General features: G+C 68.6%; 11 protein-coding genes. 2 read left to right on the top strand and 9 right to left on the bottom strand.

Features of this window, described 5'->3' with window-relative positions; translation table 11 throughout:
- Nucleotides 1–135: 135 nt before the first annotated feature.
- From C1706_RS06300 to C1706_RS06315, 4 genes are all read right to left on the bottom strand, one after another.
- The gene (locus tag C1706_RS06300; RefSeq protein ID WP_129458362.1) at nucleotides 136–852 is read right to left on the bottom strand and encodes a hypothetical protein; all 717 of its coding nucleotides are present in this window, start codon (nucleotides 850–852) and stop codon (nucleotides 136–138) included.
- 208 nt (nucleotides 853–1,060) lie between these two features.
- Nucleotides 1,061–2,029 carry a hypothetical protein gene (locus tag C1706_RS06305; RefSeq protein WP_164987458.1) on the bottom strand — a complete coding sequence of 323 codons (969 nt, stop codon included), beginning with the start codon at nucleotides 2,027–2,029 and terminating at the stop codon, nucleotides 1,061–1,063.
- Between the two features lie 199 nt (nucleotides 2,030–2,228).
- Nucleotides 2,229–2,927: a hypothetical protein gene (locus tag C1706_RS06310; protein WP_129458364.1), complete on the bottom strand. Its 699-nt coding sequence runs from the start codon at nucleotides 2,925–2,927 to the stop codon at nucleotides 2,229–2,231.
- A 170-nt stretch (nucleotides 2,928–3,097) separates the two neighbouring features.
- Complete coding sequence (locus tag C1706_RS06315) at nucleotides 3,098–7,567, bottom strand: AAA family ATPase (protein WP_129458365.1); 4,470 nt, start codon at nucleotides 7,565–7,567, stop codon at nucleotides 3,098–3,100.
- Here C1706_RS06315 and C1706_RS06320 point away from each other — a divergent pair.
- Both C1706_RS06320 and C1706_RS06325 read left to right on the top strand, forming a co-directional pair.
- Nucleotides 7,533–8,009 carry a hypothetical protein gene (locus C1706_RS06320; protein WP_129458366.1) on the top strand — a complete coding sequence of 159 codons (477 nt, stop codon included), beginning with the start codon at nucleotides 7,533–7,535 and terminating at the stop codon, nucleotides 8,007–8,009. The two genes, C1706_RS06315 and C1706_RS06320, sit on opposite strands and share 35 nt — an antisense overlap.
- A complete protein-coding gene (locus tag C1706_RS06325; RefSeq protein ID WP_129458367.1) occupies nucleotides 8,006–8,776 on the top strand; it encodes a hypothetical protein in 771 nt (256 codons plus the stop codon). The genes C1706_RS06320 and C1706_RS06325 overlap by 4 nt, the downstream gene beginning before the upstream one ends.
- Before the next feature lie 296 nt (nucleotides 8,777–9,072).
- Here the strand turns inward: C1706_RS06325 and drmC are convergent, their stop codons facing one another.
- Genes drmC through drmD form a run of 5 tightly spaced genes read right to left on the bottom strand, consistent with a single transcriptional unit; the run spans nucleotide 9,073 to nucleotide 22,771 of the window.
- On the bottom strand, nucleotides 9,073–9,807 hold the full coding sequence (gene drmC / locus C1706_RS06330; protein ID WP_129458368.1) for a DISARM system phospholipase D-like protein DrmC: 735 nt from the start codon (nucleotides 9,805–9,807) through the stop codon (nucleotides 9,073–9,075).
- Nucleotides 9,804–11,816, bottom strand: a complete 2,013-nt coding sequence (gene drmB, locus C1706_RS06335; RefSeq protein ID WP_129458369.1) for a DrmB family protein — start codon at nucleotides 11,814–11,816, stop codon at nucleotides 9,804–9,806. The genes drmC and drmB overlap by 4 nt, the downstream gene beginning before the upstream one ends.
- A 1-nt stretch (nucleotide 11,817) precedes the next feature.
- On the bottom strand, nucleotides 11,818–15,471 hold the full coding sequence (gene drmA / locus C1706_RS06340) for a DISARM system helicase DrmA (protein ID WP_129458370.1): 3,654 nt from the start codon (nucleotides 15,469–15,471) through the stop codon (nucleotides 11,818–11,820).
- Complete coding sequence (locus C1706_RS06345) at nucleotides 15,468–19,574, bottom strand: Eco57I restriction-modification methylase domain-containing protein (RefSeq protein WP_206661005.1); 4,107 nt, start codon at nucleotides 19,572–19,574, stop codon at nucleotides 15,468–15,470. Before C1706_RS06345 ends, drmA begins: the two co-directional genes overlap by 4 nt.
- Entirely contained in the window at nucleotides 19,571–22,771 is a 3,201-nt protein-coding gene (drmD, locus tag C1706_RS06350; RefSeq protein ID WP_206661006.1) for a DISARM system SNF2-like helicase DrmD, read from the bottom strand. Before drmD ends, C1706_RS06345 begins: the two co-directional genes overlap by 4 nt.
- Nucleotides 22,772–22,798 lie beyond the last annotated feature (27 nt).

Here is a 22,798-nt window from a genome sequence, read left to right on the forward strand (position 1 = left end):
CGAAGCGCAGACCCGCTCATGCCGCGCTGCGGGCAGCTGGCCGGCAGTGCTCTAAGAGCGCGGCTGTTCGGAGGAGGCCTCCCCGGGGTGTATCGATTGGCGCCGGACGCGGCGAGAACCGTCTTGGAAGTGGAGTCATCGGCGGCCACAGGAATAGCCAGCCAACATTGCAGCAACGTGATCATTGTCATCGAGCTCGAAGATTGCCCCCGTGGTGTCCCCGACGAAGATGGAGAACACGCGGTCGCCGGCGTCACCTTCGACACCCGCATAGTCCCACTCTTCACTGTCGAAGCGCGTCTCTAGGATGGCGAGCGGCGTACCGATAGCTGTGCCGGCGGGTCCTGTCGCGTTCGGGGACAAGCCCGGACGACCATCGAGCGTCGGGTCTATGCGCCAGCCGGAAACCGAGCCGGGCGGGTAGGTCTCGCCATACTCGTCACCGGTGTCTACCTCGTGCAGGACCACCACGGAGAAGTCACCCCAGCGGTATGTCGTGTTCCGCAATGAACTGCTACCACAGGTCGCGGAGTCTGCTTTCTCGTCCGGCTCACCGAGCGCAGCTATCAAGGTGCTGGTCGATTGCGGGCCGTCGCGGCCCATCTGCTGTCCATCCACAGCAATCCAGCCGCCGGCCAGACCACTCAGTGTTGGCCACACACGGTCAGTTGGTAGACGGCCGGCTGGTGTGGCGTCTACCGGATCTGTCGTCGCGGACACCTGAGGCCCTCCAGTGGGGGTGCTGCTCCCAGATGTTCCACTGCTGGGCGCGGTACATGACGATGCGGCGATCGCCAGCGTGACGATCAGGGTCACAAGTCGCAATGAACGATGTTCCATCCGTGCCTCCATGCTGAGGGTGTGAAACGAGTGTGCCCTGCTTCGCATCCCCACAGCAGACGGCACGCGGCCCTTCCGTCCCAGAGGCGGTGAGCAGCCTCCGAGCGCAAATTGCCGCTTGTGTTCTCTCGTCGCAACGTCCGCAAATGCCGCCGGTCGTGGATCACCATCATGCCAACCATCTACAGAATGGGATGCTTTCGGAGAAGGTCGAGATGACCTAGGTCAGGTTGGGCGGAAGTGCCAGGTTGTGCTTCTGAGCGAGGTGGATCGTCTGGCTGTAGCGCACGGAGGTTTTGGCCAGCGATCCCAGCACCGTGCCATTGATTCCAGCGGAGGTGACGACCGCGATCGCGGGCATCTTGGCCACGACCTTCTCGATCGGGATGTGTTGCCCGTTGCTCACTTGCTTCAGTAGCTTCTCGACCGCAGCAGCAATGCGGTGATCGTTGCGGAACTTGTCGCTCCAGCGCACCCGTCCCGCGCCCTCGACGAAGGCATCTCTCGCCCCCTTGACGGTGCCTGCCTTGGGTGCTTGGGCCGTCCAAGCCTTGCGGATCATGCGGTCCAAATGGTTGCGTCCGGCGTCCCCAGCGGGGTCGAGTCCGTAGGCGTGCGCGGCGCGAGTGGCGATCGCGGTGGACAGTGCGTGCATGATGATCAGGTCGAGACCGATAGCTGCCACCGACCCTGCGATGGGGACAAAGGTGATGAGCCCAAGCGCGGCCCCCTCCACGACACCGGTGGTGCGGCACCGCCACACGAAGCCGCGCGTGACTTCGTCGAGGTCTTCCAAGTCTAGTTCTCGCAGGTCGGTCAGGCTCGCGACTGGGCGGCCTTGATCGCGGTGGTGAGCGTAGATCGCCTCAGGGTCACTGAACTCCTGGACAGTTTCAGTGACCCACTCGATCAATCCGAGTGCCGCCTCCGCGGTCGGCTCCAGTGCTCGGTCTATGACGATGCCGCCAATGTCCTTGACGGGCTGCGGAGTGACAGCGCTGATGTATCCGCGAGTCGCTGTGGCGGCCTCTTTGATCCTCGCGACCGCGGCATCCTTAGCTTGTTCGGCTTTCGGGGGGAGGCTACGGCGGCTTGCCTTGCGCTGCCAGAACTCGTCGAGCTCGGTCCACGCCTTCGCCTCATAGGGCGACATCCGGGGCCGATCGGTGGTGGCTTCGCTGCTGGTCACGGCCCTACATAAGCACACCACGGCGGGGCTACGCCGCCCCGTCGTCATTCCCGTGTCTGGTGTGCAGCGGCCCGGCCCTCTTTACTGAACGCCCCGCCGTCGAAGGAGGGGGCATCCGATCATGCCGCTGCGGGCTGAGCGTCAGGTGCACGCTTGGATCGGTCCAGAGGCGGTATGGACCTTGCCTTTGCAGATGCAGTCACGACTCAGGGCGCCCGCCCTGGTGGACGCCATGTTGGTTGCCTCCATCCGCAAGGCTCAGATCCTCCGAGAGGTCTCGAAGGCGTTCCCAGGCGTCTTTGAGGAACCCGTTGTAGGCACCCACGAGATGATGCAGGGAGACGTTCTTGAAGGTCGGGCTTGATCCGAGCTTGTTGCGCGTGACAGAGAGCGATGCCACGCACGGCTCAAGTGCACCAACCACATTCAGGTCAGACTGGAGGAAGGAGTGCTTGTGGGCGTTGGAAACGCTATTAAGCGTCTCCAAGAGCCAACGATGCGTCTCGAAGATGGGCCACCCGAGCGTAAGGGAACTGGAAACGGAGTCGACGATGAGCTTGTTGGGGTATGCCCCGTCGTCGAGTCGCTTCGTCAGCACCCAAACGAGCGTAACCAACTCGTCTGAGGCGCGCCGAAGCAGTGAAACGGCTTCTTCGGCGGTGAGCCAATGGAGAGTGCAATGGTCAACCGTTCCCGGGAGCATCGCCTTTCGAAACACCTCCCAATGTCCATAGCACTCGCTGAGCCGTAGGTTGGCGTGGGAAAGCCTCTGCCCGATCTTCATTAGCTTGAGCTGCATATTCCCCCAGGGGGTGTCGGGAGGCAGCCAGAAGAAGTCCTGTGCGAGCGTGATCGAGTCGAATGGCTCGCCGGTGGGTTTCAAGACGAGGGGGAACACCGGACCTAGCGTACTCACGCGCGGCGCAGGACGCGGAAAGGGGACGCCGCGCAGCGCACAACGGCCGACGCGCGGATCTGCCGCTGTCAGGTCGTTGGCAACAGCGGTGCTGCTGCCGTGTCTCCCCCGATCCCCACCGGTCATCGGCGAGCCATGTGGCGCCAACGTGGCTAGCGGTCGACCCCACGGGATGGGGCACGTGCCGGCACGGGGGAGTCGCCGGGATGGGCAGCGGTGCGACCGGGACGGCTGGTCACGCGCTCGTGAACGCCTACGGCTTCAGCGTGCGCGAGCCGGGTCTTGACGTGGGTGACGTCACGCAGGGCGATTGCGGCTGAACCGCGCGGATCCTGGTTCCAGGCATTGACCAGGTCGTGGAGGGCCGTGCGGAGCAGGCCGGCGGGCAGTCTCAAGCGTTCGGCAACGTCCTGGGTGCCGGTCTCCCAGCGTTCGGGTGGGGAGGCTGCGATGACTCGGAGCGCGTCGACCGCCGCTTCGCTCGCCGGCAGGTGCGCGAAGCGTTCGTCAACGAGCTGGTCGGCGAGCGGCCTCGCGCGCTTGAGCGCGGCGGCGAGGACGCCCGCGCTTCCGGTGGCGACGAGGTCGGCAGGGTCGGTGCCGTCGGGCAGTTCCGCGTGTCGGGGATCGTGTCCGTGGGGGGTGAGGATCCAGTAGTCGCGTTCGGCGGCGACGCGACCGGCGAGGTCGGCGTCGGTGGCGACGATCGGCGTCCGGTGCCCGTGCTGGCGGAGTTGGGCGGCTTGGTCGTCGGTGAGGGAGGTTCCCAAGGGAGCGACGCCGACGTACGTGCCGCCGGTGGCGAGGGTGATGGCGATGGCGTCCAGGGGGCCTTCGACGATGACGGGGGTGACGCCGGGGCCGAGGGGTCCGGTGGTGTAGAGCTGGTCGCCCTTGTGGAACAGGGGGGTGTCGCCGGTGTTGAGGTACTTGGGACCGGCCTTGTCGTCGTCGGTGCGGTCGGGGTGGCGGCGTCCGACGAAGCCGAGGATGACGCCGTCATGCCGGATCGGGAAGACGGCCCGGTCGCGGAACCGGTCGATGAGTCGGCCGGTTGAGGCCCGGGTGGCGACCCCCGCGGCGAGCATCTCCTCGTCGGTGACGCCGAGCCGGTGGAGGTGACCGACGAGGGTCGTCCAGCCAGCGGGGGCGTAGCCGGGGTGCAGGTCGGGGTGTCCGGTGAGGTCGATGCCGAACCGTGATTCGAGGTAGGGCCGGGCCCACGATCCCGGGAGACGGTCGGCGTAGAAGCTGGCGGTGAGCTGGTTGATGTGGGCGAGGCGTTCGGGGGTGGAGGGGCAGTCGCGCCACGCGTCGGCGCGTTCGAACATCTTGTGGAGGTCGTGCTCGGTGGGCTCGGGGAGGCCCATCGTGTCGCGGATCATCACCTGCAACGCCAGCCCTGCCCCCGCGTCCAAATCGTCTGGGTTGGCGTCCCACGGTTCGGCGTCGAGGGTGTCGACGGCGATCGGCGCGACAGCTTCGTCCGGGTCGCCGATGAGGATCGGGTTGGTGGGTTCGTGGCCGTGCCACAGGTCGGCGGGTGGTTCCTCGGCAGGGTGCGGAGGTTCGGGTTCCTGGTCGAACGAGCTGTGGGGGTCGGTGAGGGTCGAGATGCGCCAGACGAGGGCGAGGCAGTCGTCGACCTGCTGGTTGTTGCCGGCGCCCACGCTGAGGAGGTCGGTGGGGGTCCAGCCTTGCCGGATGCCGTGGTCGACGGCGGTGACGAGGGCGGGCCACCAGCGGCTGGCCTGCAGTTCGTTGGCGCGTTCGGTGCCGAGTGTGTCGGCGAGGGTGGTGGTCCAGGCGGGGGTGAGGGGTTGGTCGGTGTCGAGGGCGGCGGGGGTGAGGTGGCGGGCGATGCGCCACCACAGGGCGGCCGCGGCGTGGTCGTCGGGCAGGTTTCCCTCACCGGCCGCTGCGTGGAGCAGAGTGCGGGCGTTGAGTCCGGACGCCGACAGGTGCGCGAGCCGGCTGGCGAGGGTGGAGGTGAAGCCGTCCCCAGCGAGGCGCGGTTCGAGGTGGCGCAGGAGGGGTCCCCACTCAGCCATCGCGGGTTGGCGGTCACCAGTAAGGCGGCGGTCGAGGTGGCGTTGCCAGCGAGCGGCTGCTTTCGGGAATTGGCGTTCGCCGGTGGGGCGCAGGTCGGTGTCGGGGACGCCGATCGCGGCGCGCCAGACGGTGAGCTCGGCGATAGTTTGTCCGGTGGGCTGTCCGAGGATGGACGCTAACCAGGCCGGCGTCCGCCCCGCAGTGAGCGCTTCTTGGTGGACGGTGTCGCCGAGTTCGCTGACCAGGCGGGCGCGGGCGTTCAGGTAGGGACCCCATTCGGGGTGTTCCCGCAGTCTGTTCGGGACGGCGGGGAGCCAGGGCAGCGGCCCGGGTCGGCTGCCGCGTAGTCCGGTGGCGTCGAGGCGCCAGTCGAGGACGGCGGCCGGATCCCCGGCACCGGTCAACGGTTGTTCGGTGGCGGCGCGGCGAAGTTCGGTGAGGGGGTCATGGCCGTCGGCGGCGATCAGGAGCAGGCGGGCGCGGAGCGCGGGCCAGGCGTCGCACCACGGAACGCCGGGGAGTGCGTGGTCGACCTGGCGTTCCAGCGCATGGACGGCGAGGTCGCCGGCGACGTCTTCGGCGGCCGCCGATAGGGCGTCGGTGTAGCGGGCGACGGCCTCCCCGAGCCGGACGCGCGGGTCACCCAGGTGCTGTTGAAGGCTCGTCGCTGAGATGGGGGCGGTGTCGCGGGCGAGGATCTGTTCCAGGACATCGGTGGCCGTCAACGGGTGGACGGTCTCGGGGCGGATGACAGTGTGTGGGTCGCCGTCGCCGACGACCTGGAGGTACACGTGGTTGGCGTGCCGTCCGCGGGTGAGCATCGTGTACAGCTGCTGGCGGCCTTCGGTCCCGGTGGCGAGGCCGTGCATGGTGTCGACGGACACGCCTTGGGCGGTGTGCACGGTGGAGGCATAGCCGAGTTCGGTCGAGGTGGTGACGTAGTCGGCGGGCAGGACCACGCTGCGTCGGCTGCGGGTGTGGAGGGCGCGGACGCTGCCGTCGCCGGGGAGGGCGGTGATGCTCCAGCGGTCGCCGTTCTTGACCCAGTCGGTCGCGGACACGCGGAGTCGGCGGTCGTTGGTGCGGGTGATGATCACGTCGCCGACCGAAGCGGACAGCCCATCGGCGAGTTCGACTTCGTGGCTGGGGAGGGTGCCGTTGAGGCGGTGGTGGCGGGCGCGGGTGTTCAACTCGGCGACGAGGTCGCGGGTGGGGGCGAGCATGATCGTGTCCAGGCCGGCGGTTCGGTCGGTTTGCCAGGCGTCGAACACGTCGTCGGTGATCGTGGCCAGGTCGCCGACGTGGACGCGGTCGTGGTCGAGGTAGAAGCCGAGTGCTTCGGGGTTCCCATCGCGGAGGGCGAGGCTGGCGCCGCCTTCGGCGGGGTCGGCGAAGCGGACGAGTTCGTTCAACCGGGCGGCTCCGTGGCGGGTGGCGATGTCACGCAGGACGCCGCCGGCGCCGATCGCCGCCAACTGTTGGTCGTCACCGACCAGCCGGACACTCGCCCCACGTTCGAGGATGTGCCCGACGGCGGCATCCAAGGAGAGGGTGTCGGCCATGCCTGCTTCGTCGATCACGACCAGCGTGCTGGGCCCGATTCGGGCGGCCCAGTCAGGCAGGTCGTCGTGGTCGATGGACCAGGTGAGCTTGGCGAGAGTGTCGGTGTGGGTGTCGATCTGGGAGCCCAAGGCGGCGGCCGCGGCCGCGGAGGGGGCGAGGCCGACCACGGTGCCGCCGGCCTGCTGCCACGCCAACGAGAGGGCGCGCATGGCGGTAGTCTTGCCCGACCCGGCTGGTGCGATCGCGACCTGGACCCGTGCCCCGGAGCACGCCATCGCCCGGACGAGCGCTACCTGCCCGGCGTTCAACTCGACCCCGTTCGCCGCCGTCTCCAGTAGAGCGACCTCGACGGTGGCCGGGTCGACGGTGCGGCCGTCGTGGCGTCCGGCCGCGTCCACGAGCCGTTGCTCGGCGGCGAGGATCCGCGGTGAGGTGAACAACTCAGCCCCCGCCACCGTGTAGACCGACTGGCCGTCCACGCGCTGCAACGCTGCAGGTTCGGCGATCGCTTCCGCGGAGACGGCGAGCGGAAGGGAGTGCTCGCCCAGCGCGGTCGCGACGAGCCGTTCCACGGCGGCGTCGAGTTGGGCGGTGGGGATGCTGGCGGCACGGGCGCGGCGTTGCGCTTCGGCGCGGACGTGCCAGGCCTGCCAGGTCGCCCGGGAGCCCTCGACCGTGGCGACGATGCTCGCGGCCGTGCGGGTGAACCAGGCCTCATCCAAGGTGGGGGCGCTGGCGCGCGTGGGGTGGAGGGCGGTGTGGAGCATGCGACCGATGCCGTCCGGGCCACCCAGCACGGCTTCGGCCTGGGTGCGCCAAGCGGTGCGCTGCTCGGCAAGGGTGCGGGGTTCGTGCTTCGCGTCGCGGGTCTCGAGGTTGGCCTGTTGGGCCAGGGCGAGGGTCTCGATCGGGGTCGGCGGACGCCCGTGGGTGGCCTGGAACTCGACGGCGAGTTCGTCCTGGCGGGCTTCAATGCTGCGCCGGCGGGCCGACCAGCGGGTGTTCAACGCCGGGTCGACGCCGTCGATCTCCGGCGGCCGCTGCCTGGTCGGCCACTACGACCAGGGTGAGTACGTGGCCGGCTGGCCCGAGGTGGCCTGCGAGTCCATCCGGGCGATCAACCACCTGACGGACCACGGTCCCATCCCGGCGCCCACGCTTTACCGCGTCCTGGGCGAACTCAAGGGCGTCGGCCACTTCCTGCCGCAGGCCTTGGCCCAGATGACGCGCGGACTTCAGGAGTCGCTGGGGCTGTACCGGGTCTACGACGCTCGGGCCCCGGCCGACTCGGTCCTCGAGGCCACCCTCCTGCTGAACCAGGCCCTCCGGAAGGCCGCCGAGCTCGGCAAACTCCTCGAAGCCGCGCAGGCTGCCATCAGCGAGCAGGGCTACCACGACGAAGACGAGGGGGATCCCACCCTCTTCGACGACGGGGACGACCCACGATGAGCGACCCGATCACGACAGTGCCGCCGCGCGCCAACGCCCTAGGCGTGCTGCTCAAGGCCGCCGTCGTGATCCCCGACCTCATCATCGCCAGCCTGCTCTGGCTGGTGATCATCGCCCTGCTTCCGCCGGTCGCCGGCTTCGTGCTCACGGTCGGAGGCTTGATCTTCGCCGCGGTGCTCGCGGCCGGGCTCGGCGAGGATCTGACCGTTCGGGTGTTGTACCGGGCCCGCCGTGCCACTCCCGCCGAGGCGCCGCATCTGGCCGTGGCGCGGCGGATCGCCACCCGCCGTTTGGACGCCGACGGCGTCCGGCTGCGGATCGTCAGTCACGGACCGCTCGTCGGAACGGCCGGACGCCAGCACGTCCTCCTGCGCAAGGACGTCGTGGCCGCCTACTGCACCAACCAGGTGGCCGCCCATCAGGTCGCCGCGATGATCGCCCAGGGCTTCGGATGTCTCCGCCACGGCCACACCCGCTTCGACCTGCTCTGGACGTTCTGGACCATCCCTTGGGACCTCGTCCGCGGCCTCGCCCACGCCATCGGACGCCGCCTTGCTTGGCTCCCGCTGGTTCAGTTCGCTTGGCGGATCCGGATCGTCGTCGGCACCATCGCCGTGATCCTCGAAGCACAGGCCGGACGCTGGCCGTCGGCGATCTTCATCATCGCGTTCATTGCGCTGAGCTACGTCATGCCTTCGTCGGCGCGCTCGTGGGAGCGTCACTTGTTGCAGCACTCACCCCTGATGTTGCGAGCCGCAAGCTCCTGAAGTGCCGTCGTGAGAACGCAGGTGGACGCACGAGGCGTCATGGGATGCGGTCGCTGCTGCGGCTGCGCCGAACTGAGCGAGATGTACTCGTCGAGGAGGAGATTCTGGGTCTCCATGATGCGCCTGTCCTCGAGGCCCCGGTCGAGGCGCTCGGGCCGCCTCCTCTGAATGAGCCTCGATTGTGATCTCATCTGTCTGTCCGGTAGGCAGGATGGTCGAAGGCGTCATCTCTCTGACTGCCAGCCGTGGGAACACCTCCCCTCACCGGACCCGCGAGGTAGTCGTTGCCCGTGTTCCTAGGAAGGAAGTGACTCGTACAGGGCCGACTCGACGCGGATCAGTTCGGACTCGACGAGTTCGGTGAGTGGGCGTGACTCCACCTTGAGGCCGAGTTCGATGTTGTGGAGCTCGGCGCTCGCGGACTGGTTTGCGCTGGTGACGATCAGGAACTGGTGGTCGACGGCCACGAACTTCGCATGGTTGCGGATGTGCTGTCCGCCGTTTTCGGCTCGCGTCACGTACACCTTGGCGCCGACCATCTGCGCGGCGACCTCGGCGAGCGACGGTGTCCCAGCCCAAGTCGACTGCGCGGTCGCGTCATGATCCAGGTAAAGGCGGACGCCGACCGTGCCCCGCAGGCACACCTCACCGAGCGCGTGCCACAGGCTCGATGATTTCTGGATGTTGAACGTCGAGCACGTGACCGCGAACCGGGCCGACAACACGAGATCACTCAGCGACGAAGTGAGTGAGCCGTAGCCGGCGAGGTGCCCGGGCATCGTCCAGATCGGGGTGGTCGAACCTGGGCGCAAGGCTGCGCCCTCGATCGCCCGAAGGACCGGCACAGCCAGCTCCCGAATCACCGGCACCAGCCCGGCGGCGTCCAGGGCCGCCTTGACCTCCGGACGCCGACCCTCCGGTACACCCTTCAGCGCTTGCGTCAGCGTCTGTCCCGCGTCGAGCCGGGCTGCCAGCTGGGACGCCTCGGTCGAGGTCAGCAGGCGCCCCAGCTCCACCATGGGGTCGGTCATGACACGTCGAAGAATCCGAGGTGGCGGTGAGGCCCGGGCAGCCTGATCAGCAGCCGGCGATCGAGGAACCGGTTCGACCGCTCGCACGATGTCTCGGAGGCCATCGCGCACGCGTGGCATGCCGCACCGTGCAGGAAATCCTCCTTCGGACCGGGCGTTCGGTGCGAGCAGAGCGGGTCGGAGCTGCAGCGCTGCGCTCCCCGCAGTGCAGACGTCACCAACTGGCGCAGGCGCACCGGCTCGCTCAGCTGGACGAGTCCGCCCAGCGTGCCGTCCGAGTCCGACGAGGTCGTGAGCAGGAGAAGGCCTGCCGCAGGCGGTCGGTGTTCGGTGCCCCGCCAACCGTAGAGGCGCTCGGAGATGCTCGCTGCACCGTAACCGGACGACAGTGCCATCTGGCGGAAGAGCACGTGCGCCAGCGTGTGCAGCAGCCAGTAGCGGGGCGGTGGCATGCGGGTGTCGGGGTCGATGTTGGCGGCCGTCCCCGACAGGCGGTTGGCGTAGTTGTTGCGGTGTGCCTGCTTGTGGGCAGCCCACAGGTCGGACGCCTCGACCGTGGCTTCCCACGCGGCCACAGGCTTCTCGTCGAGTTGGAGGAACACGCCTTCGCCACGGTTCAGTGTCGCCAGCGCCCATACGGGTTGGTTCACGGTCAGAGGCACCTGACGGGTGGGGACGTCGTCGATGCGGTCCCACTCGTCGATGCGGGTGAAGCCCAGCAGGGCGGTCGCTTGGCGCAGCTTCTCCACCGCAAGGACGCGGCTGAACTCCTTTGGTAGACCCGGGTCGAGCTGGCGGGTGGTCACTACCAGCCCGCTCGCCTCGTCCTCGTGGTGCGCGCCGGCAGTGCCCAGCTGAAGGTGGTTCCATTCAGGCACCATCAGGTCCAAGGCGCTCCACTCGGTGTTCGGCACGACCTCGGGGTCTGCTGGCAGCGGTGAGAGGGCTTCGGTGAGGGCCTGAGCCAGGTCAGCGTCGCTGATCTCGGTGACATCGAGCCGGTCCTTGAGATACTTGCGCAGGAACTTTAGCTCGCCGACGTAGTCCGGCAGGTCGTCCCCAACCACGGACTTGAGGCGGTCGGCCAGGTTCTGCTTCTTCTCGCCGTCGTCCATGGGCATCACGATGGCGCTCTGGGTGATCGGGAACCAGAGGTTCGACGCGCCGACCAGCATCAGGTGCGCCGGCGCGTCGCAGCCACCGACCGCGAAGGCGTCCAGGTGCGGGTGACGCCCACGGCAGGCAGGCAGCTTCGCCTTGCCTGCGGCTCCCTGCGCCTCGTTCATCCCGCGCGAGGCGCCGCACGACGCGCACACGATCCGGGCGGAGGCGCCGCGGCTGAGCGTGTTCTCGGTCATCTTGAGCATCGGGGTGCTGGCGTCGGAGCAGGTTCCCCCGCGGTGCACCCACCCGAGGTAGGGGAACTCGTCGAGGTGCCCGTTCTCGCAGGCCAGCAGGTAGCGCGCCGGCACGCAGGGCGAGCGCTTCTTGCCGCCACCTTTGGCCGTGCGGCTGCGACCGGGGCAGCCGACGTGCTCGAACTTCGCCTCGTCGGGCTTGTACGGGTTGGTGTTGGAATAGGCGAAGGTGCTCAGCGGCGCCAGCCGGTCGCAGCCGGTGCACCGCAACCACTGGGGAAACACCAGCGCCGGAAGACCGAGATCGCGGCCCTCGTCACTGAACGAACTCTCCGCGGGCTGGTGCGGGAAGGGACGCAACTCGGTGACCTGCTGCCCGAGCTGGCGGCGTACAGCCGCCAGCAGCTTGGGCGCATGGATGTAGGGGACGCCGTCGCGGCGCTTCCAGATGCGATCCCATGCGTCGAGGCCCGAGGGCATCACGGTGAAGCGTGGCAGGTCCATGATCGCGCCGGGCCCGTAGGTGAACAGCAGCGTGCTGGGCCGCCCCGACCCCACCTTGGCGTAGTTCTTCTTGATCCCGGCCTTCTTGAGCGCCTCAGCGTCGCCGAGCGGGTCGAGGCTGTGGTCGCCGCTGACGAGGTCGGCCATGTCAGTCCTCCTCCGGGGCGGGGAACGCCCAGGCAGGGGCGCTTTCGGGCGGTGCGAGGTAGAGCCGGTCCGGGTTCGGGGAGACCAGCAGGTTGATCTCGGGTTGCACCTCGCGCATCGAGTTGGCGACCACGAACGGCGCACCGGCTAGCAGGTCCTTGGTCGTGGACGCCTCAGCACTGATCATGAGCGGCCCCTCACCAGCCCCGGCCCGCACACGCTCGTACACCAACCGCTTCTGCTGGGCGGCGAGACCGGCGCGGCGCTTCTTCCACGTGTCGACCCGGTTCTTCAACCGTGCCCGCACCACGTCGGCAGACGCCTCATCGGATGCGGCCAGCGCCCGGGCGACGAGCAGGTCGACCAGGTCACACACGAACGCGGCCGAGGAGTCGATGCGGTCCGCCCCCTTCTCCGGGGTGAGACCGTCGACGCCGGCCTGCGCGTCGAGCACTCGGGCGGCGCTGACGAGGACGCCGTCGAGGCCCCGCTCGATCGACGTGAGCGAGTACGGGGTCACCGATAGGGCCTCCACCTGGGCGTAGAACGTCTCGTGGTAGTGCCGGAACTGCTCGAAGTGCGCCAGATCGCGCGGCCGCGCCCAGTTGCCCAGGGTCACCACCAAGCCCGGGCGATCGCCCGCACGGCCAACGCGCGAGGACGCCTGAATGTACTCGGCGGTGTTCTTCGGCTGACCGACGATGAGCATCAACCCCAGGCGCAGCACGTCGACGCCGACCTGGAGCATCGAGGTGGCCAGCACAGTGTCGTAAGGCAGGGCGCCCCGTTCGGGTGCGGGCTTGCCGCCTTGGACGGCCGCCAGTGCCGCCGCACGGGCGGCCGTCGAGTCGGACGCCGCGGTGAACGGCACAGCCATTCCGTCGAGGGTGTCGGTGATCCGGGACGACGACACGCGGCTGGTCAGCTCGGCCCGGTTCAACTGGCCGTAGTTCGTGCCGCGGCGGCGCGGCAGCTTCGACCACGGGCGTCCGCGCCCCAGGGCGGTCTCGACGTCGTCGCTGAGGTAGCGGGTCATGCCCGCCAGCTCGCGGATCGCGTTGAAGTAGCCCACCAGAGTGAGATAGGCGTCCGCAGCGTCACCGTGCCGGTCGAGCAACTCCTGCCCCGAGGCGAGCAGCACCTCGGACAGGCGGATCTCGGCGGCCGTCAGCCTGACGCCTGTCGCGCAAACGCCGAGGTAGCGGCGTCCAGGCGCCTCGCGGCTGATCGGTTCCTCGGAGCTGAACCAGGTGTCGCCGGCGTCCAGCACCTGGGGCGGGAAGATCGCCAGCCCGCGGCCGTACAGGCTGCGCACCTGGTCGGCCGCCCGTCGGACGGTGGCCGAAGACGCCACGATCAGCGGCGCGACGCGGCGACCCTGGCCGTCGGTCCACGTGCAGAGCGTGTCGATGACCGCCTCGAACAGGCCCACCGTCGTGCCCAGGGCGCCGGTGATGAGGTGCAACTCGTCCTGGATGATCAGGTCGGGCGGCCGCAGCCGACCGCACGCCCGCACGGACGCCGCCGGATGACCGCCGCTGGCGTTGTGCTTCGACCCGGCCTTGAGCGAACAACCGGAGTCGTCGGGGTGGGTGTAGCCGTGGCGGTCGCACACGGTGGCGACGTGGCCGAACAGGGCGGCCGCCTGCCCCTCGCGGGCGAGCCGGGCGAACTTGTCGACCGTCGCGATGACGAAGGCGGGAGCCAGCCGGTAGATCTCTTCGTCGACGGTGAGCACCGGCAACCCCTCGCTCACCTCACCCGCCGAGCCGAACGGGCAGTCGAAGTCGTCGCCGCAACGCACGAACACGCGGCCGAGCACCGTCTCGACTCGGATGTTGTCGCGGGTGATGGGGGTGCCGCACCACGGGCAGCGCCGGAACTGCAGCACCGTCAGGCCGTGGTCGTACCCGCTGTCGGCGGCCGCGCGTAGCTGCTCGTCGGCCTCCTTCACCCGCTTGGGTGACACGTTCGACCCCACCCACAGGCCGATCCGGAACGGGGTGGGACCCCAGACCTTCTCATCCCTTCGGCGCTCCAGTTCGGCGGCGCACACCATCGTCGTGGCGCGCTGGAACTGCTGCGCAGTCAGCAGCCGCAGCGTGTAACGCATCAGCACCGCCAGCCCGTCGCCGCCGTCAAGGGGCCCGGACGCCGACGCCACGACCCCCCGCCGGCGCCGGATCGCGAACGTGAACGCTGCCAGGCCCAAGTAGGCCTCGGTCTTGCCGCCACCGGTGGGGAAGAACAGCAACTCGACCTGAGCCAGGGCGGGGTTCGACCGCTGCGGCAGGGTCGGGTCACACAGGGCCGGGAGCTGCATGAGCACGAACGCGAGCTGGAACAGGCGCCAGCTGTGCGCGCCCGCCCCCTCGGCGTTGACCTCGGCGAGGGCGGTGGCCGGCGTCAGCTCCGGGCGCTCGCCGCGGCGCCGGACGACCTCGGAGTGAATGCGCTGATCAGCCATCACGGTGTTCATGAACTGAAAGCACCGCAGTGCCTCCTCATCACGCAGCAGGAAGTCGATGCCGTCAGCCAACCGGCCGGCGGCCTGCTCTGCCTCGACGATCGCATCGATGGCCTCGCCCTGAAGGTAGACCGGCAGGCTGTCAGCCGTCGCCTTGAGCCCCGTCAACCAGGCGGCATAGCCCGTCGTGATTGGCGTGAGCGCGGTGCGCAATTCATCGACGGACGCGGTTGCCAGCCGCCTCATGTCGGTGACGACCGCGGACTCGGACCGGGCCCGGGTCTGCGGGGTCTCGGAGGTGGGCAACCAGGTGGTGCGCACCTGGGAGGCCCGGCGGGCGCCCGGCTGGGCCGTCCAGTCGGCCGAACAGGTGCGGCCAATGGCAAACTCGAGCCTGTCGCGATACTGGAGGCGCAGCCGGTTGACCTCGTCGTCGTCGTGCGGCGGGATCGCCTCCGCCACCACGTCCTGCACCGGCAGGAAGGCCTCCGCCCCACCGGCCTCGACATGCAACTGGGTCTGGAACAGCGACTTGCCGACCGGCACCCGGCCCACCCCTGGGTCCGCCTCGTTACACAGGGCCAGCTCGAGGATCACCGAGTTGTCCGTGTTGTAGCGGTCCACCCGCAGCACCACGCCCTCGGGTTCGACCCCGGTCAGCGGGATGTCGCGGGTCTGGCCGGCGGTCAGGTCGGCAATCGTGACGACGACGGAACGGGACACCTGGGTGCGCACGTACTCCGTCGCGCGTGCGGCCGACGGCGCGCCCTCCTCGGCCGCCCGCTCAGCCTTCCGGGTGGAGTAGTGCCCCCACGACGCCCGCACAGTCACTGACCGTTGCCCGGGTGAGATCTGACAGCGCAACCCCATGGACGCCGGCGTGATCGCCCCGCGGCGCACCGGCGTGTCCTCGTCGGCGTCCGCGTCAGGAGCGCCAGCCTCATCAAGGTCCTCCTCCGGGGCACCCTCGGTGGGGATCGGTTCGGTGGCGAGTTGCTGCGGGTCGAGGCGGCCCACGAGGTAGGCGACGTGGGGAGAGACCGGCAGCACCTCAGCATCGCCGTACAGCGGGCCAAGCAACTCGCGGGACAGAATCGACGTCAGGTTCTCCCGGACAGCCCACGCCGTGCCATCGGGCACCTCGTAGGGTCCCGGCGGCAGCACACCGTCGTGCGCAGTGGTGGTCATGCCTCGGCCTCCTCAGCGTCGAAGTCGTGTTCCTCGGGCTCCGACGCCGCGAATGAGACGCCGGTGCCTGCCGCCGCCTCGGAGGCTGCGCGGCGGTGGTTTTCCTCAAGCAGCCGGTCGAGGATCTCGACACGTGCCGCGGGGCTGACCGTCCAGCGGGTCATCTGCCGGTAGGTGTGGAAGCCATGATCGAGCATCACGTCCGACCAGCCGTAGGCCGCCATCACCGTCTCGTCGAGCTCGACGTGGATCGCACGCAGCCGGGCCGCATCGGGGTCGGATGCATCGGGCAGGTCCGGGTCGTTGACCAGGTTGTACAGCTTCGTCAAGCCCAGATCGCGGCGCAGCATGATCTCCCTGCGCTCCTCATCGAGGGTGCGACCAATCACGCGAAGAGCATCGGTCTCATCGGGCCGCGGGAATGTCTCGAACACGTCCGAAGGCGTGTACCTAGGATCGTTTCGCATGCCCGACCCATACTTGATCGCCCACATCTGGTGGAGTGATGACGAGAGCACGGCCTGCTGGGCGAACGAATCCGTGGCGAAGACGCCCAGCGCGTGGCTGAAGACTTGGCCCGTGGGGACTCGCAGGGGCATGACGGTCTTGCTGACTAGCGCGATTGCCAGGACTTCTTTGAGGGGGAGGGTGGCTCGCCGGAGAGCGACTGCCGGGGCCTCGTAGAGCCACCATCGATCCCGCACGCGGGGCTTATTGCTGAGCCCCTCGCGATGAGGCTTGACGCGGGACTCTACCCAAGCGAAGGGCTCCGAGAACCTCGATGCGGCTATGCGATCCAAGCCGGTAAAGTCCACGACATACCTTGAGGCGAGTCCTTGTGGGTCGGAGTTGATGTCCTCACCCCCAAGGAAAGGGGCCAACACCTGGGCTGAGGGGGGGGAGGAATCAATCATCTTGCGGGCGACCCACGGTTCCATCGTGAAGCCGACGCCGTTAATGTTGTTACCGATATACGCCTTGGCGAGGTTTTCCGTGAGTCGTCTTGGGGGGCCTACGATGCGTCCTTCGGGTTCCAGCAGCGAGCTAATGCGTACGACCCACTGGTCATCGGAAACCGCGCCTAGCCCATCGGGGAGAGTGCCGCGAGCCCCCCAGACCGCAGCGTACTCAAGGTTGGCGCTCGCTGCGGGCCAGGACCTCGACTGAATGCTGCGGGTGATGGTGAAGTTCTTGGCAACCATCGTGTCCAAGCTCACTTCGCGAGTGTCCCCTTGGGCCACCGAATTTGTGGCAATCAAACCCAATGTGCCCTCGGGGTCGAGCAGAGAATAGGCGCGGAGTAAGAAGTAGGCAACTAGGTCCGCATTTCCCTTGGCGCCGTCAGCCAACACATTGACCAACCATTCGCGGAGGTTGGAGCCCATTGCGGGGGAGATCTTCTTACCGCCGAGGAAGGGTGGGTTTCCGACGATGGTGTCGAAGCCGCCGTGGTCGAAGACGTCTGGCAGTTCGATGGGCCAGTGGAGAGGCTGCCAACGGCAATAATCTGTGTCAACAGTGGGGGTGAGGCCGACGCCAAGGATGTCGTCCAGCATCGCGCGGTTTGCGGCTCCCTGGGCCGGATAGGCATCGGCGGCGGCGACACGTAGATCGGCGTACGCCTCGTCGAGGGCCTTCCCGAGCTTGCCTCCGAGGCGCAGGCCGGCGGCGATGACCCCGTCGGCGAGGTCGCGGACTTGGGCGGTCACCGTGCGCAGCTCGGCAAGTAGGGCCGCCTTGGTGACTGCCGAGCGCTGGGGGTCGTTGTTGTCCACCACGCTGGACAGGTCTTGCCGCAGTTGGATTGCTTGGTCGATGGCGGAATCAACGTCAACGTTGGTGCCGACCGCTGCCGACGTGACCTCGAACAGCGCGGGCGCGTTGGTGGCGCGGCCGGGGTTGATGTGGAGGCGGCGCACTTGGTCGAGGTCGGTGATGCCGAGCAGGGAGTTGCCGACCAGCACCTTGTCGTCGACGAAGCTGAAGGGCAGCTTGGGGTCGAGCGAGACCAGCCATAGTGACAGCTTGCACATCTCGATGGCCATCGGGTTGATGTCGGCGCCGTAGAGGCAGTGTGCGACGACCTCGCGGAGCGCTCGGGTCTCCTGCTCTTCGGGGGTACCGAGGCCGGAGCCTTTCGCCTCCCACGCCTCGACGAGGCGTGCGGCCAGATACCGCGCTGCCGCGACGAGGAAGGCGCCCGAGCCGCAGGCAATGTCGGCCACCCGTAGCCGCAGAATCTGCCCGGGTGACTTGAGCACCCACGCCGTCCGGTCCATGGTCTGGTGCGGGCCGGGGGCGTAGACCAGCGGTTCGAGGGCGTGCAGGACGACTTCTTCGGCCAGCGAGCGGGGCGTGTAGTGGGCGCCCGCGTTCTTGCGCGACGGGGTCTCGACCACAACCAATCCGCCTTGCAGGACGACCGTGGGCCGGTCGCGCAGGTCGCGGCGGATGATGCCGAGCCAACCACGAAGCTCCTCGGCGAGCGCGGGGTCGTGGGTGACGGCGCGCAGGGCGACGTCGGCGTCCTCGATCGTGTCACCTGCGGCGAGAGCCTTGGTGAGCTGGTTGACGGTCGGGGTGCTAGCACTGGGTTGGTTCTCCTTGACCCAGGCCAGGATGGCTGCGGCGACGCTTCGGTCGTCGGCGTTGTCCTCGTACAGGTCATTGAGCACGCTCAGGGGGATTTCGGCTTCGGCACCGGCCTTGCCGATCAAGCCGATCACCGTCTCGGGCGCGCGGCGACATGTGTAGCCGAGCAGGCCTTCGTAGATGTAGCCGATCTGTTCCACATCGATGTCGCGGAACGAGATCGGACGCCGCCCCTCCCCCTTGACGTCGGCCATCTGCACGGCGTCCAGCACCTGCATCATCACCCGGTCATCGACAACCAAAGAGAGCTCGCCGGTCGGGGTCAAGGTGGCTAAGAACGGGAACCGCTCTGGGTCGAACAGCGATCCGCCGTAGGTGGGCAGGCGGAGGTCCTCGAACGAGGCCCCGCGGTAGAGCGCCCGTGAGGTGGCCAGCAGGCGGTGCCAGACCGCGGAGGTGGCGTCCAGGCCCTCGGGGGTCTCGACTTGGGCGCGGCTGCGCAACTCGTCGAGCTGTCCGGTCAGGCCATAGCCGCCGCGGAACAGTTCGCTCGAGGGCAGGAGGCCGCGTTCCTCGGCGAACAGGAGGAACACGACCCGCATCATGACCGTGACCGCCGCTTCGTAGATGATGCCGGCGTCCTCGGGGAGCGGATCAGCCTCGCCGCGGTGGAGGGCCTCGGCGGCGGACTCGGAGAAGGATTGCACGACCAGCTCGACGGCACGTCGCACCTGGGCGCCAAGGGCCTCGGTGACGAGTTCGGCGGACGTGACTGACTCGCGGAACAGTGCGGCTAGGCGGTCCTCGGGCTGGCCGCCGGCGAGGCGCCCGGGGGCGAGCAGGGCGGCGACCGCGTCACGTGCGGCCGAGTCGTTGACCCAGTCGAAGGCGTCCACGATGCCGGAGGCTGCTGTGATCGACGTGCCCGTCTTCGGGTCGCGCTGGGCGCTCACCAACCCCCACCAGCGGCCGTCGGTGACCACACCGACCGGCGTGTGTGAGGCGCGCAGCATGAGTTCGAACCGGTCGATGGTGTCGGTGGCCCAGCCCTCGGTGCCGATGGAGCGGAGGTTGTCGACGGGGTCGACCACCCAGACCAGCGCTGCGACCTCGTCGCCCCGGCGGAAGGCGCCGGTGCTCGTCGCGGTGATGGCCCCGGTGGGGGAGGCGACGGTGGTGTGGACGGCTTCGTCGAGGACGAGGTGATCGCCCCAGCCGAACGTGTCGCGCAACACGTGCTCGACCCACGCGTCGCGGGCCACGCGGAAGGCGTCCAGCGGCAGCTCGCCGATGGCGTGGGCGTCATGGGCCCCCTCGAAGGACGCCTTGGCCACCTTCAGGTCGGCCAAACGTCGGGAGTCCAAGCCTGGGAAGTTGGCCTGAGGCCACACCCGGAGCAGCGCTGGCAGCGTCAGGAATGGGCCCTCGGTATCGACCAGAGCGAGCCACGAGCGGTGCAGCTCGGTGCCGCTGGGAGCGCGGCGGCGACCGAGGGCGGGGCGCGGACTCATCGGGTGACCTCCCATGCGGCGGCATCCTCGGCGGTGATCGCGAAGACGAGCCCGGCCGTCGAGGTGTAAGGCTTGACGTCGGTGTACCGGACTTCGATCGCTTCGCGTTCCCGCCGCTCCTCGGCGTCCAGTGAGTCGAGGCGGGACTCCATGGCGCGAACGTCCTTGGCGCGCTGGACGCGCTGGTCGTCGGCCAGGGGCAGCATGTCGAGTTGCTCCTCCTCCTCGCGCTTGAGGCGTCGCAGCGAGTCGGTCAGGTTCCTGCGGAAGGCGGAGAAGATTGCCGAGGCACGCTCCAGGTCGGCAGTGCGGCGTCCGGCCAGGGCTGCCTCGACCCGCTTCTGCCGGGCCTCGGCGCGGTTGCGGACGGCTCCGGTAAGTCGTTCGTGGAGGCGGGAACCGTCGGCGTTCCACGCGTCTGCAAGGTGCTCGCGCACGGCGGGGGATGCTCCTTGGTGTGCTCCGGCGTCAAGGGCGCGGTCGAGCAGGTCGAGCACCTTCTCCTCGGCCATATCCTGGGCCTTCATGCGGATACCCGTCACGAACACCTCCTCGTGCAGGCGCAGGCCACCAGCGCCCACGAGGACGAGCCGTGAGACCGCGGCCGCACAGGAGGCGTCCAGCCCCGGGACGACGACCGCGGTGACGCGGTTGACGTCGGAGCCGCCCTTGGTGAGCGTGTTGCGCAGCAGCCGGGCGGAGCGTTGCAGGAGCGGGTGGCCCAAGTGGATCGCCACCACGTCGGTGCGCGTGCCTCCGTCCGCCGTGAGCAGCGCAGCCGGGTCGAAAGTGATCGGGCGCAGGCGTCCCGGGTCGAGCCTGGTGGACAGGCCCGTCAGCGCCTCCTGCCAGCGGGTGCTGAGCGCGGGCACCCGGTAGAAGTCCGCTTCGGCGGCGTTCGGACCGTCCGCCGGGTCGTCGACCGGAAAGGCGGGGTCGTCCGTGCGCACGAGCGCGGGCTGCCGGGACAAGGTGAGCGCCTCCTGCACCACTCGGTGGGTGGCGGCGGGGGTCAGGTGCAACTCGGTGAGCTTGCTGGCATACGAGCGGCTCAACTCGTCGAGCTGCTTGTTGAGCTCCAGACCGCCGGCGAGGGTCTTGTTGATGAGCGTGGCGGCGCGGTCATCGCGGACGGTGCCGCGGCGCGGGTTGGGTGAGAAGCGCTGCTGGATGTCGTGGTCGATGACCTGGTTCATCGAACCGAGGTCGGACGCCGCCCGCCCTATCTTCAGCGCGATGCGGGCCAGGAAGTCGAGGTCGGCGTTGAAGGTGGTGGAGGTCTTGTCGGGCACGAAGTGGTAGACCTCGGGCGCGTGGGTCTGGCCGTAGCGGTCGATGCGCCCGATGCGCTGCTCCAGGCGGCTCGGGTTGAACGGGATGTCATAGTTCACCAGCCGGTGGCAATAGGCCTGCAGGTCGATGCCCTCGCCGGCGGAGTCGGTGGCCAGCAGCACGCGAACCGGTTCGTCGTGGGGGTCGGCGTTGAACCGCTGGCGGATGAGCTCACGCTGTTCAGTTTCGGTCGAACCCTGGATGACCGCCAGCCGGTCGCCATAGCCCTTCGAGGCGAGCACCTGAGCGATCCAAGCGAGCGTGTCGGCGTACTCGGTGAACACCACGACGCGTTCGTTGCTCCACGTGCCGTCGGGGCGGCAGATGGCGTCCAAGAAGCGGATGAGGGCGGTCAGGCGGGCGTCCGGGCGTGCCTCATACGACAGGCCCCAGTTGATGAGCCGGTCGAGCTGCTGGGAGTTGGCGGCCACGAGCGGATTCGTGCCGCGGCGCTGCTGCAGCGCGATGAACTCGGGGTGGTACCCGGCGCCTTCCTCCTCGTCGCTGGCCTCGCTGCCCAGCACGTCGCGGAGGACCTCGTCGTCATCGTCGAACAGGGATGCAGGGAGGGCGCGGCCGCCCTCGGGCAGGTGGGTGAATGCGCTCAACGTGCGCCCGAACGAGACCGGGCTGGACAGAAACCGCTTCTTCAACAGCATCCCGGACAGGTCGCCACCGTGGTCGCGGCCGTTGAGCTTCTTGCTCTTCTGCAGCAGGTCGGTCAGGTCCGCAAAGTGCTGTTGTTCGTCGGCGTTCGGCGTGAATGGGATCGGCTCGATGCGCCGGGATTGGAATTTCTTCGAGGTGATCTCGCTCTTCAGGCGGCGCACGGTGACATCGCGCAGGGCGGCCTCATCGAGGTCGGCGCCGCGGGCGAACCGGCGGTTGTCGATCATCTCCAGCAGCGCGGTGAACGACTCGCTGTGCCCGTTGTGCGGGGTGGCGCTGAGGAACAGGCGATGCTCGCACCGTTCGGCCAACTCCCGGGTGTGGATGGTGCGCAGGCTGTCGACGGCGTAGCTGCCGGCCTTTCCGTTGCGGGTCGGGCTCGCCGGGGCGACGTGGTGGGCCTCGTCGACGACGAGGATGTCGAACGCATAGCGCCGGGCGGTGCGCCGGTCGTCGGCGTCGGCGTACACCTCCCGCAGAAGACGCTGGGCGCGCGGCGAACGCAGCCACGCCATCGACACGATGACACGCGGGAAGAGGCGGAACGGGTTGGCGTTCAGCCCGTGGCTGCGACGCAACTCCGCCATCCTTTCAGAGTTCACGATGACGAAGTCGAGACCGAACTTCTCGCGCATCTCGTCCTGCCACTTGACCGAGAGGCTGGGCGGGCAAAGTACGATCACGCTGCTGGCGCGGTGACGCAGGAGCAACTCCTGGATGACGAGGCCCGCCTCGATCGTCTTGCCCAGACCGACGTCGTCGGCCAGAAGAAGGTTGGTGCGGGGGGCAGCCAGCGCGCGACGCAGCGGCTCGAGCTGGTACGCCTCCACGTTGGCCCCCGACCGGAAGGGCGCCTGGTAGGCGTTGTCGTCGGCCGAGGTGACCGCCCCCCACCGGGTGGCGTCCACGATGGCACCCAAGCGATCGACGCTGTCGAACGCGGCAGGGTTGATCCGTTCCGGCAGGTCCTGGTCGGGGGCGAGGGCGTGGCCGACCTCCAGCTCCCAGATGACGCGGAGTTCGTCGCCGAGGTTGTCCTCACCGAGGGCTTGCAAGGCCACAACGTGCTGCAGGCCGGCGTACCCCTCATCAGCAGGCGAGCGGGACAACCCCTGCTCCTGGACGTCGGTCACGGCCCACGTTGCGCCGCGCACATTGACCACTGCACCGGGATGCGGAAGGGGGGGTGTCGACAAGACTCACTCCTTTGCGGCTTGTGGGCC

The sequence above is a fragment of the Propioniciclava flava genome (genome assembly GCF_004126535.1).
GTDB classification, from domain to species: domain Bacteria; phylum Actinomycetota; class Actinomycetes; order Propionibacteriales; family Propionibacteriaceae; genus Propioniciclava; species Propioniciclava flava.